This window comes from Zoogloea sp. GW822-FHT05C07 (assembly GCF_058800215.1).
On sequence record NZ_CM179510.1, the window covers coordinates 1,682,341 to 1,695,391 of the forward strand.

Below are 13,051 nucleotides of genomic sequence, written 5' to 3' on the forward strand. Positions count from 1 at the left end.
TCTCCCCGTGGGCCGCACGTGAAGCCGCCGCCCACGGCGACAAACCCATCTACCGAATTCGCAAGGAAACACCATGAGCAATTACGTCGCCCCCGTGAAGGACATGCTGTTCGCCATGAACGAGCTGGCCGGCCTGCAGGAAATCGTCGGTCTGCCCGGCAATGAGGACGTGTCCACCGACCTGGTCGAGGCCATCCTCGAGGAAGCCGGAAAGTTCGCCACCGAAGTCGTCGATCCGCTCAACCCCGTGGGCGACAAGCAGGGCAACAAGTGGAACAACGGCGTGGTGACCACCGCCGACGGTTTCAAGGAAGCCTATGCCTCCTTCTGTGAAACCGGCTGGAACGGCATGCCCGCCTCCACCGAATTCGGCGGCCAGGGCCTGCCGGTGACCGTGTCCACCGCCGTGCTGGAAATGTGGAAGTCCGCCAGCATCTCCTTCTCCCTGTGCCAGATGCTGACGCTGGGCGCGGTGGAAGCCATTGCCCACCACGGCTCCGACGAGCTGAAGGCGACCTACCTGCCCAACATGGTGTCCGGCAAATGGACCGGCACGATGAACCTCACCGAGCCGCAGGCCGGCTCCGACCTCGCCGCCATCCGGACCAAGGCCGAACCTCGCGGCGACGGCAGCTACGCGATCAGCGGCACCAAGATCTTCATCACCTGGGGTGAGCACGACATGGCCGAGAACATCGTCCACCTCGTGCTGGCCCGCCTGCCGGACGCCCCTCCGGGCGTGAAGGGCATCTCCCTGTTCATCGCGCCGAAGTTCCTCGTCAATGCGGACGGTAGCCTCGGCGAGCGCAACGACCTGATCTGCGCCTCCATCGAGCACAAGATGGGCATCCACGGCAGCGCCACCGCCGTCATGTCCTTTGGTGACAAGGGCGGCGCCATCGGCTACCTGGTCGGCGAGCCGAACCGTGGCCTCGAGTACATGTTCACGATGATGAACCACGCCCGCCTGAACGTCGGCCTGGAGGGCGTCGGCGTCTCCGAGCGCAGCTACCAGCACGCGCTGGCCTACGCCCGCGAGCGCATCCAGGGCAAGATCATCGGCGACAAATCCGGCGAGAAGAAGCCCATCCTGCACCATCCGGACGTGCGCCGCATGCTGATGGACATGAAGTCCCGCACCGAAGCGGGCCGCGCCCTCGCCTACTACGTGGCCGGCTGCATGGACCGCGCCAAGAGCCACCCGGACGCCGACGTGCGCGCCGCCAACCAGCGCCGCCTCGAACTGCTGACCCCGGTGGTGAAAGGCTGGTGCACCGAGAACGCCCAGGGCATCACCTGGAACGGCGTGCAGGTACACGGCGGCATGGGCTTCATCGAGGAAACCGGCGCCGCCCAGTACATGCGCGACGCCCGCATCATCACCATCTACGAAGGCACCACCGCGATCCAGGCCAATGACCTGATCGGCCGCAAGACCGCCAAGGAAGGCGGCAAGAGCATGCAGCAACTGCTCGCCGAAATCGCCGAAACCGCCTCCGCGCTGCGTGGCTCCGACAACGCAACGCTGAAGGGCCTGGCCGACGCGCTGGGCACCGGCATCGCCGCACTGGACGAAGCCACCAACTGGCTGCTCGCCAACTACGACGCCAACCCGCAAGCCGCCGCGGCCGGCTCGGTGCCCTTCCTCAAGCTGACCGGCATCGTCGTCGGCGGCTGGCTGATGGCCCGTTCCGCGCAGATCGCCGCCACCCGCCTGGATGCGGCCGATGGCGACTTCTACAAGGCCAAGCTGGCCACCGCCGCCTACTTCGCCCAGCACGTGATCCCCGAAGCCAACAGCTACCGGGATGCCATCGTGAATGGCGCCGAGTCGGTGCTGGCCCTGGAAGAAGCCCTCTTCTAAAGGCCTTTCCCCCCTTTCCCGGCCTGACGGCCGGTCCGTGCCCCGCCTCTCCGGAGGCGGGCAGGAGCCCCTTTTTGTTCGGAGAACGCAGCAATGACCCGTGACGCGATGGAATACGACGTGGTGATCGTCGGCGCAGGCCCCTCCGGCCTGACGACCGCGATCCGCCTGAAGCAACTGTCCGAAAAGGCCGGCAGCGAGCTTTCGGTGTGCATCGTCGAGAAAGGCTCCGAAGTCGGCGCCCACATCCTGTCCGGCGCGGTCATCGAAACCCGTTCCCTGGAAGAACTCTTCCCCGACTGGAAGGAACGCGGCGCGCCCCTCAACACGCCGGTGAAGGAGGACCGCTTCCTGTTCCTGACCACCGACAAGGCCTACAAGCTGCCGACGCCGCCGCAGATGCACAACGACGGCAACTACATCGTCAGCCTCGGCAACGTGGTGCGCTGGCTCGGCCAGCAGGCCGAAGAACTGGGTGTCGAGATCTACCCGGGCTTCGCCGCCGCCGAGGTGCTCTACCACGAGGACGGCTCGGTGAAGGGCATCGCCACCGGCGACATGGGCCTCGAGAAGAACGGCGAACCCGGCCCCAACCACCAGCCGGGCATCGAACTGCACGCGCGCCAGACGGTGTTCTCCGAAGGCTGCCGCGGCTCCCTCACCAAGGGCTTGTTCAGCAAGTTCAATCTGCGCGACGGCGCCGATCCGCAGACCTACGGCATCGGCATCAAGGAACTGTGGGAAGTCCGCCCCGAAGTCCACCAGCCGGGCCTCACCGTGCATACAGTCGGCTGGCCGGTGCCGTCCGACGTGTATGGCGGCTCCTTCCTGTACCACCTGGAGAACAACCAGGTCGCGGTCGGCTTCGTGGTCGGCCTCGACTACAGCAATCCGCACCTGTCGCCCTACGAGGAATTCCAGCGCTTCAAGACCCACCCGGAGATCCGCAAGTACTTCGATGGCGGCCGACGCATCGCCTATGGTGCGCGCGCCCTCAACGAAGGCGGTTTCCAGTCGGTGCCCAAGCTGACCTTCCCCGGCGGCGTGCTGGTCGGCGACACCGCCGGCTTCCTCAACGTGCCGAAGGTCAAGGGCACCCACATGGCAATGAAGTCGGGCATCGAGGCCGCCGAGGCGATCTTCGCCCACCTCGGCGCCGAAGGACAGACCGGCCACGAAGTGCTCGGCTACCCGGAACGCCTGAAGAAGAGCTGGCTGTGGGACGAGCTGTACACGGTGCGCAACATCCGCCCGAGCTTCCGCTGGGGGCTGTGGGGCGGCATCGCCTACAGCGCCATCGACACCTTCCTGCTGAAGGGCCGGGCACCGTGGACGCTGCGCCACCACGCCGACCACACCCAGCTGAAGAAGGCCTCCGAGTGTGCGCCGATCGTTTATCCGAAGCCGGACGGCAAGATCAGCTTCGACCGCCTGTCCTCGGTGTTCATCTCGGCCACCAACCACAGCGAAGAGCAGCCCTGCCACCTGCGCCTGAAGGACGCCTCGGTGCCGGTCGCCACCAACCTGGCCCTCTACAACGCACCGGAAACCCGCTATTGCCCGGCCGGCGTGTACGAAATCGTCGAGGACACGAGCGGCCCGCGCATGCAGATCAACGCGCAGAACTGCCTGCACTGCAAGACCTGCGACATCAAGGATCCGACACAGAACATCGACTGGGCGGTGCCCGAAGGAGGCGGCGGCCCGAACTACCCGAACATGTAAGACCCCGCAGTACCCATAAAAAAGCAGGACCGGGGGGAGAACAGCACTCACCCCCAAACAACTAGAAAAACCAGAGACCTTCAACACCTTCCAAAGGAGGAACCATGTCAGCGGAGATCTACAGGAAAGTGCGGGCCAACCCGCTCTTCTCGGAACTTGAAGGCAAGCGCAGCCGCTTCGCCTACCTGCTCAGCGCCGTCGTGCTGATCACCTACTACGCGATGATGATGCTCGTCGCCTTCGCCCCGGATGTGATGCGCACGCCGATCTCGGCGGGCTCGACCCTCACCATCGGGGTGCCCATCGGCGCCGCCATCATCATCGGCTCCTGGCTGCTCACCGGCTGGTTCGTCAGCCGCTCGAACGGCGAGTTCGACCGGCTCAACAACGAGATCGTCCAGGAGGCCACCAAGTGATCGCCCGTAAACAACTCCTCGGTGCAACGCTGCTGGCCCTGATGGGCGCCGCCGCCTACGCCGCCGACGCCATCGGCGCCGTGCAGAAGCAGCCCCTCAACATGACCGCCATCGGCATGTTCTTCGTGTTCGTGGTTGGCACCATGGGCATCACCTACTGGGCGGCCAGCCGCACCAAGTCCACCGCCGACTTCTACACCGCCGGCGGCGGCATCACCGGCTTCCAGAACGGCCTGGCGATCGCCGGTGACTACATGTCGGCGGCAACCCTGCTGGGCCTGTCGGCGATGACCTTCTCGAAGGGCCTGGACGGCTTCATCTACGCCATCGGCTTCTTCGTCGGCTGGCCGGTGATCCTGTTCCTGATGGCCGAGCGCCTGCGCAACCTCGGCAAGTTCACCTTTGCCGACATCGCCTCCTACCGCCTCGATCAGGGCACCATCCGCAGCTTCGCCGCCTTCGGCTCGCTGACCGTGGTGTGCTTCTACCTGATCGTGCAGATGGTCGGTGCCGGCCAGCTCATCAAGCTGCTGTTCGGCCTCGACTACACCACAGCGGTGATCGTCGTCGGCGTGCTGATGGTGATCTACGTGACCTTCGGCGGCATGATCGCCACCACCTGGGTACAGATCATCAAGGCCTGCCTGATGCTGTTCGGCGGCACCGTGCTGCTGTTCCTGTCCCTGAGCCAGTTCGGTTTCAGCCTCGAAACCGCCGCGCAAAAGGCCGTGGAAGCACACAAGGACGGCATCAAGATCATGGGCCCCGGCTCCCTGCTGGCCGACCCGGTCAACGCGGTGTCCCTGTCCCTCGGCCTGGTCTTCGGTACTGCCGGCCTGCCGCACATCATGATGCGCTTCTTCACCGTGCCCAACGCCAAGGAGGCCCGCAAGAGCGTCTTCGTGGCGAGCGGCTGCATCGGCTATTTCTTCATGGTGGTGTGCGCGCTGGGCCTGATGGCAATCGTCATCGTCGGCACCAACCCTGACTTCTTCGAGGGCGGCAACACCGCCGGCAAGCTGATCGGCGGCGGCAACATGCCGGTGATGCACCTGGCCAAGGCGGTGGGCGGCAACCTGTTCCTCGGCTTCATGTCGGCAGTGGCTTTCGCCACCATCCTGGCTGTGGTGTCCGGCCTCGCACTGGCTGGCGCCTCGGCGATCGCCCACGACATCTACGCCCGGGTGATCTGCAAAGGTAGCGCCAGCGAAACCCAGGAAATGCGCGTATCCAAGATCGCCACCGTCGGCCTCGGCGTGGTCGCGGTGCTGCTCGGCATCCTCTTCGAGAAGCAGAACATCGCCTTCCTGGTCGGCCTGACCTTCGGCATCGCCGCCTCCACCAATTTCCCGATCCTGATCCTGTCCATGTACTGGAAGGGCCTGACGACCCGCGGCGCGCTGCTCGGCGGCCTGGTCGGCCTGGTGTCGGCGGTGGCCCTGGTGGTGCTGTCCAAGGCCGTGTGGGTGGTGGTGCTCGGCAACGCCGCACCGATCTTCCCGTACGAGCAACCGGCCCTGTTCTCGATGCCGTTGGCCTTCTTCTTCACCTGGCTGTTCTCGGTGACCGACAGCAGCGCCCGCGCCAAGACCGACAAATCCGGTTTCGAAGACCAGTACGTGCGCTCCCAGACCGGCATCGGCGCTGCAGCGGCCAGCGCCCACTGAGGACGCCAGCCGATCCCTTATCTTTCCTCACTCCCCCTCGAGGAAATGTTTCGGGCGCCTTCGGGCGCCCGCTTTTTTTGCCCCTGTGCCCCGCTGCAATGAAGAAAGCAAAGCGGGGCCCGGAAATGCAAAAAGCCCGGCAGATGCCGGGCTTTTTTTGTGCCGCGATCCTGCACTTGGCAGGACCGCTCCGCAGGGCCGGAATTACTCGGCGGCGCGGATGTTGGCAGCTTGCTGACCCTTCGGGCCGGACACGATGTCGAAGATCACGCGCTGACCTTCAGCCAGGGTCTTGAAGCCCTTGGACTGAATGGCGGAGAAGTGAGCGAACAGATCGTCGCCGCCACCTTCCGGGGTGATGAAACCGAAGCCCTTAGCGTCATTGAACCACTTCACGGTACCAGTTGCCATTTTGAAAATCCTTAAAGAAAAAACTAGGGAGTTGCCCCAAGGGCAGGGCGAAGCTCAAGACGGCGGGGTGATGAAGGGAAGACAACCGCAGGACTGCGGATACTGAACCAGACAACAACAACACTACTTCTTGAAGATCGCAAGGCCGCACTGTGCACTGAAACCTGCGCCAACGCAAACACTATTTGCATCACGACACGAAAATAGCTCTGGCCATCCTGCCGCGCCATCTGCCACGCCACGATGGCCTTCGCAGGTCAGGCGCGCAGCAATGCCTTCACCATACGCTCGGACAGCTGCTCCGCGGTAAACTGCGGCTCGTTGGGCGGATAGAGTTCCTGCTCGTCGAGGTTGAACTCGTACTCCTTCGCCAGCGTCAGCATTTCGCGGATCTTCTGACAAGCGGCGAGCTTGTCCTTCAGTTCGGGGTTGGTACGGGCCAGATCGGAAAAGGCCTTGATGTCCTTGATAGCCATATGGTTCTTCCTGTGCAATAACTCATCGAACGCTCGGACTGCGAGGTTTCCGACAAATCCCTCCGGCAGGAATGGATTTTGTCGTCGCAAGCCCTCCAAAAACGCCTGTGAAACCGGGCGTCATCAGGCAGACAGCAAGGAATGCGCCACCTGCGACAATCGACCGCATTCCCGCCGGCCGCCCCGCCCGCTACAGTGCGTTCCACCGGCAGGCACGCCGTTCCCCCCGGCGCCTGTCACCCATTGCCTGCCGGCACTTACCCTTCTCCGCTTCGGGGATAATGGCCCGATGCCGCTACCGATGCTCGCCGACCGACCGCTCCGCCCCGCCGACGCCCTGCGCCGCCTGATCAGCCTGCGGTGGCTGTCCCTCGGCGGCATGCTGACGACCATCGTCGCCGTGCCGTGGCTGCTCGACATCCCATTGCCGGTACGCCCGCTGCTCGACATCTGGCTGGCGCTGGCGCTGTTCAACGGGGCCAGCCTGCTGCGTGCGCGCCGTCTCAGCGAGGTGCGCGGCATCGAGCTGTTCCTGCAGCTGGCCATCGACCTCCTCGGCTGGAGCGCCTTCCTTTACTTCACCGGTGGCGCGACCAATCCGCTGATCTCCCTGCTGCTGCCGCTGGTGGCCATCGGCGCGGCCAGCCTGTCGGCCGTCTGGGCGTGGCTGCTGGCGATGCTGGCCGTAGCCGCCTACTCGATCCTGTGGGAATTCAACGAACAGCTCGACATCTACGACTCCGGCTTGGCCGTGCATTGGCACCTGGCTGGCATGTGGCTGACCTTCGCGCTGTCGGCCGGCGTCATCGTGTGGTACGTGGTGCGCATGACCGCCGCGATCCGCCTGCGCGACCTGGCTCTCGCCGAAGCCCGGGAAGCCCGCCTGCGCAACGAACGCATCGTCGCCCTCGGCAACCTGGCCGCCGGCGCCGCGCACGAGCTGGGCACGCCGCTGGGCACGATGGCGATCGTCGCCGGGGAGCTGGCCCGCAATCCGCAGCTGGATGACGACACCCGCGCGGATGCCGAGCTGCTGCGCGAGCAGATCGCCCAATGCAAGACCATCCTCGGCGGCCTGACCCTGCGCGCCGGCAGCCTGCGTGCCGAGGGCGGCGAAGCGATGCCCGCCGATGCCTGGCTGCTGCGCATCGCCGAACGCTGGCAACGCCTGCGCCCCCGCGTCCCGCTGGCCATCCGCTGCGACTGCGGCCAGCCGGCACCGGCCCTGGTCGCCGATGCCACGCTGGAGCAGGCCATCCACAACCTCATCAACAACGCCGCCGATGCCTGCCCGGCTGGCGTCGAATTGGAGGCAAGCGTCGCCGCCGATGCATTGCTCGTGCGCGTCCTCGATCGTGGCCCCGGCATGCCCGCCGCGCTGCAGCCCCAGGCCGGCCGTGAGGCCCTGGACAGCCGCAGCGAAGGGCTCGGCATCGGCCTGCTGCTGGCTTTCGGCGCTGTCGAGCGCTGCGGTGGGCAGATCCGCTTCGCCCCTCGCCCCGGCTGCGGCACCGAGGCCACCCTCACCCTTCCCCTGCCGGCCCTTCGCCCATGACTCCACTGGACGCACCCCACATCCTCGTCATCGACGACGATCCCGCCTTCAACCGCGTGCTGACCCGCGCCCTCGGCCAGCGCGGCTTCGCCGTCTTCGGCGCCCAGGAGCCCGAGACGGCGCTGGCCCTAGCCCGCCAGCACGAGCCGGAATACGTGGTGCTCGACCTCAACATCGGCGGCAGCTCGGGGCTGCGCCTGATCGAGCCGCTGCTGGCAGTCAATCCGGACTGTCGCATCCTGGTCCTCACCGGCTACGCCAGCATCACCACCACCGTGGATGCGATCAAGCTCGGCGCGACCCAGTACCTGGCCAAGCCGGCCGACGTGGACGCGATCCTGAAAGCCCTAGACGCCACCGAGGTGGTCATCGACGACGAGGTGGCCGCCAGCCCGATGTCGGTGGACCGGTTGGAGTGGGAGCACATCCAGCGCGTACTCGCCGAACACGACGGCAATGTGTCAGCCACGGCGCGTGCGCTTAAAATGCACCGACGCACCCTGCAACGGAAACTGGCCAAGCGGCCGGTCAAGGAATGAAACCCTCAGACAACCCCGACGATCGCGTCCGCCTCGACAAATGGCTGTGGGCGGCACGTTTTTACAAGCACCGCACGCTGGCCACCGAGGCCGTGGATGGCGGCAAGATCCAGCTCAACGGCATCCGCGTGAAACCGGCCAAGGAAGTGAAGATCGGCGACACCGTGGACATCCAGCTCGCCGAAACCCACTTCAAGGTGATCGTGAAGGGCATCGCCGACAAGCGTGGCAGCGCCCCGGTTGCGCAGGGCCTTTACGAGGAAACCGCCGACAGCCTTGCCGCGCGGGAAAACCAGAAGGAACAGCGCCAGCTCGCCGCCACGCCGGGCGCCGACCTGCACGGCCGCCCGACCAAGCGCGACCGCCGCCAGATGGGGCGCTTCACCAGCGGCTATTGAACTTGCGGGCCCGGGCTTACAGGCCGAGGGCCAGGGCCAGCGGCAGGAAGCCCAGCGAGGCCAGGTTGCCGATCAGTACGATGGACGCGACCTTCTCCGGCTCCTGGTGGTAGCGCTCGGCGAACATGTAATTGAGCACCGCCGGCGGCAGCGCGCCGAACACCATCAGCAGCGCCCGTTCCTGGGGCGCCAGCGGCACCAGCAGCATCAGCCCGGCCGCCAGCACCATGCCGATCACCGGCCGCGTCACCGCGCCGAGCAGGCCGAGGCGGATCTCGGCGATGCGTGACTCGGTGAGGCGCACCCCCAGCGCGAACAGCATCAGCGGAATCGAGATGTCACCGAGCATCTTGATCGCCAGCATCGCCGGCTGCCACACCTCGATGCCGGCGATGCCAACCGCCAGGCCGGCCACGGTGGCCAGCACCGACGGCACCTTCCAGACATTGATCAGCCGCGTGTGGTGATCCAGCAGCCAGGCACCGAAAGAGAAGTGCAGCAGGTTGGAAACCATGAACATCACCACCGCCGGCGCCAGCGCCTGCTCGCCGAAGGCCAGCACCGCCAGCGGCAGCCCCAGGTTGCCGCAGTTGTTGAACATGATCGGCGGCATGAAGGTCTTCGGCGCATAGCCGAACAGCTTGGCCGCCGCCCAGCCGAGCAGACCCGAACCGATCACCAGCGCCAACGTCACCCACAGCAGCGGCAGGTATTCGACGATGTGGAAGGACTTGTTGGCGAGCGCCGCGAACACCAGCGCCGGCACGAAGACGTCCAGGTTCAGCTTGTTGGCGTGGGACAGGTCGGGGCGGGAACGCTTGCCGACCAGGTAGCCGACGGCAGTGATGGCGAACAGCGGAAACAGGATGGAAACGATGCGGAGGAACATGGGGGCGCAAGCAAGTAGTTGAGGGAAGCGACACGCCGCCCCCTCCCAGTGGCTGCGCGCCTCAAGACATATACGCGATTCATCCTGCAAATGAAATGAGGGGCTGCCCGGCAGCCCCTCATCGAATGCCATCGCGCAAGCCCGATGGCTTACAGCACGTAGCGGGCGAGGTCTTCGCGCTGGGCCAGGACCTCCAGGCGCGCATCCACGTAGGCCGCATCGACCAGCACTTGCTGCGAACCAGCCTTGCCGGCTTCGAAGGCGAGCTCCTCGAGCAGCTTCTCCATCACCGTGTACAGGCGGCGGGCACCGATGTTCTCGGTCTTCTCGTTCACCTGGAAAGCGATCTCGGCCAGGCGGCGGATGCCTTCCGGCGCGAACTCGAGGCTGACGTCGTCGGTGGCCAGCAGGGCCTCGTATTGACGGGTCAGGCAGGCGTCGGTCTGGGTCAGGATGCGCTCGAAATCCTCGACCGACAGGGACTCCAGCTCGACGCGGATCGGGAAGCGGCCCTGCAACTCGGGGATCAGGTCGCTCGGGCGGGACAGGTGAAAGGCCCCGCTGGCGATGAACAGGATGTGGTCGGTCTTGATCATCCCGTACTTGGTGCTGATCGTCGTGCCTTCCACCAGCGGCAGCAGGTCGCGCTGCACGCCCTGACGGGATACGTCAGCGCCGTGGCTGTCGGAACGGGTGGCGATCTTGTCGATCTCGTCGAGGAAGACGATACCGTTCTGCTCGACCATGCGCAACGCCTCGGTCTTGAGGTCTTCCTCATTGACCAGCTTGGCGGCTTCTTCGTCGGCGAGCAGCTTGATGGCCTCGCTGATCTTCAGCTTGCGGGACTTCTTCTTCCCACCGCCCATGTTCTGGAACATGCTCTGCAGCTGGCCGGTGAGTTCCTCCATGCCCGGGGGCGCGAGGATCTCGGCGGTCATACCGGGTACGGACACTTCGAGCTCGACTTCCTTGTCGTCGAGCTCGCCCTCGCGCAGCTTCTTGCGGAATTTCTGGCGGGTGGCGTTGTCTTCGGCAGCCGGGGCTTCCTCGCCGAAACCGATGGTCGGGCGGGCCGGCGGCAGCAGGATGTCGAGCACGCGATCCTCGGCGGCATCCAGCGCGCGGTCGCGGACCTTCTTCATGGCCTGTTCGCGATGGCCCTTGATGGCGATTTCCACCAGGTCGCGGATGATGGTGTCCACGTCGCGCCCCACGTAGCCGACCTCGGTAAACTTGGTCGCCTCGACCTTAATGAAGGGCGCGTTGGCCAGGCGTGCCAGACGACGGGCGATCTCGGTCTTGCCGACACCGGTCGGCCCGATCATCAGAATGTTCTTGGGGGTGATCTCGCTCTTCAGCGGCTCGGCCACCTGGGCACGCCGCCAGCGGTTGCGCAGAGCCACAGCCACGGCCTTCTTGGCCTTGCCCTGGCCGACGATGTGCTTGTCGAGTTCGGAGACGATCTCCGGAGGCGTCATCTGGGTCATGGGGTCAGCACCTCGATGGTATGGCACTGGTTGGTGTAGATGCACAGGTCGCCGGCGATGGTCAGGGACTTCTTGATGACCTCTTCGGGCGTCAGCTCGGTGTTCTCGATGAGGGCGCGGGCCGCCGACTGGGCGTAGGCGCCACCGCTGCCGATGGCGACGATGCCCTGCTCGGGCTCCAGCACGTCGCCATTGCCGGTGATGATCAGGGAGCTGTCCAGATCGGCCACTGCCAGCATGGCTTCCAGGCGGCGCAGCGCGCGGTCGGTACGCCAGTCCTTGGCGAGTTCGACGGCACTGCGCACAAGGTTGCCCTGGTGCTTCTCGAGCTTGGCCTCGAAGCGCTCGAACAGCGTGAAGGCGTCCGCGGTGCCACCGGCAAAGCCGGCCAGGATGCGGTCCTGGTACAGCTTGCGGACCTTGCGGGCGCTGGCCTTGATGACGATGTTGCCGAGCGTGACCTGGCCGTCGCCGCCGAGGGCCACGTGCCGGCCGCGCCGGACCGAGAGAATGGTAGTGCCGTGATATTGTTCCATCGGACCGATCTGGGGGCAGAAAAAAGGATTGCAAGCCCTGCGCACCGCAAATTCGCGGACCGGACCGGCGTCCGGACGGGATGTCAGCCGCGTAGTTCGATGCGCGCCACCTGGTGCAGGCCCATCACCTGCATCAACGCCGCCACCATCGAATTGACGCTCTTCAGGACCACCAGCCGCCCCTGGGCGTGCAGCTGCGAGATCACATTGAACAGCGTGCCGGCGGACACGAAGTCCATCCGGCGCAGGCGGCTGCAGTCCACATCCACCTTGTTGCGGTTGTGGGCAAAACTGGCGATCTTGCGCAGGATGTCGGCATTGGGGCCGGTCACCTCCCCCTCCAGCACATAGATGTCGTTCATCTCGACATCGAGCGCTTCCGCACCCGTCTGGCTGTCGGTCACGGCCGGCGGCGGCTCCCAGGACGGCGGCGACTCCTCAAAGGTCATCGCATACTCAAGGGCCTGCTCCTCGAAGCGCTCCTGCTGGTCGGTGTACTGCAGGATCTCAAGGAACAGCAGCCAGATGGTCTGGTTCTCGCGCGTGCCGCTCTTCACCATGCCGCCCAGCACCGCCGCCAAGTGCGCGGCGCCGATCAGGGACAGCTTGATCTTGGCCCGACGCAAGCCACGCACGGCGCGCAACAGCAAGTCCGCACCGGCATTGTCCACACTGCGCAGGCGGGTCAGGTCGATCCGCAATGCGCCGGTGCGCATGCCGATCTGGATCAGCTGGGCAAACTGGGCGGCCGCCTGGGCTCCCAGCACGCCGGACAGATTCACGGTCTGGACCTTGGCCTCGCTGCTACGCGAGCTCTGCAGGGAGAGATCCTGCCAAGCCGGCGGCGAGCGCTCGAATTCAGTGGCGAAGGTAAGGCTCAGGTTCTCGAAACGATCCTTCTGGCCGGTCAGTCGCAGCAGGTCGAGCAACATGCCCCACAGCACGAAGCGTGCGTCGCCAGCGATGGTCGTGTCGAGCGCGTGCTCCAGCACCGAGCGCGCGTCATCGTAGCCGCCATTGGCATAAAGGATGGCCGCCTCTTCGGCAGACGGAGACATCTCCTCGACGCCTTCCTCGAGATGCACCTT

The 13,051-nt window shown here is 65.5% G+C and carries 13 protein-coding genes; 7 read left to right on the forward strand and 6 right to left on the reverse strand.

Annotated features, from left to right (window positions below; translation table 11 throughout):
- Positions 1 to 73: 73 nt before the first annotated feature.
- The 4 genes from AC3QL2_RS07990 (at position 74) to AC3QL2_RS08005 (ending at position 5,672) form a co-directional block, all read left to right on the forward strand.
- Entirely contained in the window at positions 74 to 1,864 is a 1,791-nt protein-coding gene (locus tag AC3QL2_RS07990) for an acyl-CoA dehydrogenase C-terminal domain-containing protein (protein ID WP_493234744.1), read from the forward strand.
- Positions 1,865 to 1,957: 93 nt separating this feature from the next.
- Positions 1,958 to 3,589, forward strand: coding sequence for an electron transfer flavoprotein-ubiquinone oxidoreductase (locus tag AC3QL2_RS07995; RefSeq protein WP_493234742.1), 1,632 nt, complete (start codon positions 1,958 to 1,960; stop codon positions 3,587 to 3,589).
- A 104-nt stretch (positions 3,590 to 3,693) separates the two neighbouring features.
- The gene (locus AC3QL2_RS08000; protein ID WP_493234740.1) at positions 3,694 to 4,005 is read left to right on the forward strand and encodes a DUF485 domain-containing protein; all 312 of its coding nucleotides are present in this window, start codon (positions 3,694 to 3,696) and stop codon (positions 4,003 to 4,005) included.
- A gap of 41 nt (positions 4,006 to 4,046) precedes the next feature.
- Positions 4,047 to 5,672, forward strand: coding sequence for a cation acetate symporter (locus AC3QL2_RS08005; RefSeq protein WP_493240412.1), 1,626 nt, complete (start codon positions 4,047 to 4,049; stop codon positions 5,670 to 5,672).
- Positions 5,673 to 5,876: 204 nt separating this feature from the next.
- On the opposite strand, the gene AC3QL2_RS08010 is transcribed toward AC3QL2_RS08005, so the two are convergent.
- The gene (locus AC3QL2_RS08010; RefSeq protein WP_493234737.1) at positions 5,877 to 6,083 is read right to left on the reverse strand and encodes a cold-shock protein; all 207 of its coding nucleotides are present in this window, start codon (positions 6,081 to 6,083) and stop codon (positions 5,877 to 5,879) included.
- Between the two features lie 257 nt (positions 6,084 to 6,340).
- Positions 6,341 to 6,559, reverse strand: coding sequence for a Nif11-like leader peptide family natural product precursor (locus AC3QL2_RS08015; RefSeq protein ID WP_493234736.1), 219 nt, complete (start codon positions 6,557 to 6,559; stop codon positions 6,341 to 6,343).
- A 289-nt stretch (positions 6,560 to 6,848) separates the two neighbouring features.
- Between AC3QL2_RS08015 and AC3QL2_RS08020 the strand changes: the two genes are divergently transcribed.
- The 3 genes from AC3QL2_RS08020 to AC3QL2_RS08030 are packed head-to-tail and all read left to right on the forward strand — an operon-like array spanning position 6,849 to position 9,051.
- Positions 6,849 to 8,114 (forward strand): ATP-binding protein, encoded by a 1,266-nt coding sequence (locus AC3QL2_RS08020; protein ID WP_493234735.1) that lies wholly within the window; start codon positions 6,849 to 6,851, stop codon positions 8,112 to 8,114.
- Positions 8,111 to 8,653 carry a response regulator transcription factor gene (locus tag AC3QL2_RS08025; protein WP_493234734.1) on the forward strand — a complete coding sequence of 181 codons (543 nt, stop codon included), beginning with the start codon at positions 8,111 to 8,113 and terminating at the stop codon, positions 8,651 to 8,653. The genes AC3QL2_RS08020 and AC3QL2_RS08025 overlap by 4 nt, the downstream gene beginning before the upstream one ends.
- The gene (locus AC3QL2_RS08030; RefSeq protein ID WP_493234733.1) at positions 8,650 to 9,051 is read left to right on the forward strand and encodes an RNA-binding S4 domain-containing protein; all 402 of its coding nucleotides are present in this window, start codon (positions 8,650 to 8,652) and stop codon (positions 9,049 to 9,051) included. Before AC3QL2_RS08025 ends, AC3QL2_RS08030 begins: the two co-directional genes overlap by 4 nt.
- Positions 9,052 to 9,067: 16 nt before the next feature.
- Here the strand turns inward: AC3QL2_RS08030 and AC3QL2_RS08035 are convergent, their stop codons facing one another.
- From AC3QL2_RS08035 to AC3QL2_RS08050, 4 genes are all read right to left on the reverse strand, one after another.
- The gene (locus AC3QL2_RS08035; RefSeq protein ID WP_493234731.1) at positions 9,068 to 9,940 is read right to left on the reverse strand and encodes an AEC family transporter; all 873 of its coding nucleotides are present in this window, start codon (positions 9,938 to 9,940) and stop codon (positions 9,068 to 9,070) included.
- Positions 9,941 to 10,089: 149 nt separating this feature from the next.
- Positions 10,090 to 11,427, reverse strand: a complete 1,338-nt coding sequence (gene hslU, locus AC3QL2_RS08040; protein WP_493234730.1) for an ATP-dependent protease ATPase subunit HslU — start codon at positions 11,425 to 11,427, stop codon at positions 10,090 to 10,092.
- Positions 11,424 to 11,963, reverse strand: a complete 540-nt coding sequence (hslV, locus tag AC3QL2_RS08045) for an ATP-dependent protease subunit HslV (RefSeq protein WP_481119810.1) — start codon at positions 11,961 to 11,963, stop codon at positions 11,424 to 11,426. The genes hslU and hslV overlap by 4 nt, the downstream gene beginning before the upstream one ends.
- An 83-nt stretch (positions 11,964 to 12,046) precedes the next feature.
- Positions 12,047 to 13,021, reverse strand: coding sequence for an STAS domain-containing protein (locus AC3QL2_RS08050; protein WP_493234729.1), 975 nt, complete (start codon positions 13,019 to 13,021; stop codon positions 12,047 to 12,049).
- Between the last annotated feature and the right edge of the window lie 30 nt (positions 13,022 to 13,051).

Bases quoted from the DNA above. Each gene is read 5' to 3' on its own strand.
- hslV (WP_481119810.1), bottom strand. From the start codon at position 11,963: ATGGAACAATATCACGGCACTACCATTCTCTCGGTCCGGCGCGGCCGG.
- AC3QL2_RS08020 (WP_493234735.1), top strand. From the start codon at position 6,849: ATGCCGCTACCGATGCTCGCCGACCGACCGCTCCGCCCCGCCGACGCC.
- AC3QL2_RS07990 (WP_493234744.1), top strand. From the start codon at position 74: ATGAGCAATTACGTCGCCCCCGTGAAGGACATGCTGTTCGCCATGAAC.
- AC3QL2_RS08035 (WP_493234731.1), bottom strand. From the start codon at position 9,940: ATGTTCCTCCGCATCGTTTCCATCCTGTTTCCGCTGTTCGCCATCACT.
- AC3QL2_RS08015 (WP_493234736.1), bottom strand. From the start codon at position 6,559: ATGGCTATCAAGGACATCAAGGCCTTTTCCGATCTGGCCCGTACCAAC.
- AC3QL2_RS07995 (WP_493234742.1), top strand. From the start codon at position 1,958: ATGACCCGTGACGCGATGGAATACGACGTGGTGATCGTCGGCGCAGGC.
- AC3QL2_RS08005 (WP_493240412.1), top strand. From the start codon at position 4,047: ATGGGCGCCGCCGCCTACGCCGCCGACGCCATCGGCGCCGTGCAGAAG.
- AC3QL2_RS08000 (WP_493234740.1), top strand. From the start codon at position 3,694: ATGTCAGCGGAGATCTACAGGAAAGTGCGGGCCAACCCGCTCTTCTCG.
- AC3QL2_RS08030 (WP_493234733.1), top strand. From the start codon at position 8,650: ATGAAACCCTCAGACAACCCCGACGATCGCGTCCGCCTCGACAAATGG.
- hslU (WP_493234730.1), bottom strand. From the start codon at position 11,427: ATGACCCAGATGACGCCTCCGGAGATCGTCTCCGAACTCGACAAGCAC.
- AC3QL2_RS08010 (WP_493234737.1), bottom strand. From the start codon at position 6,083: ATGGCAACTGGTACCGTGAAGTGGTTCAATGACGCTAAGGGCTTCGGT.
- AC3QL2_RS08025 (WP_493234734.1), top strand. From the start codon at position 8,111: ATGACTCCACTGGACGCACCCCACATCCTCGTCATCGACGACGATCCC.
- AC3QL2_RS08050 (WP_493234729.1), bottom strand. From the start codon at position 13,021: ATGTCTCCGTCTGCCGAAGAGGCGGCCATCCTTTATGCCAATGGCGGC.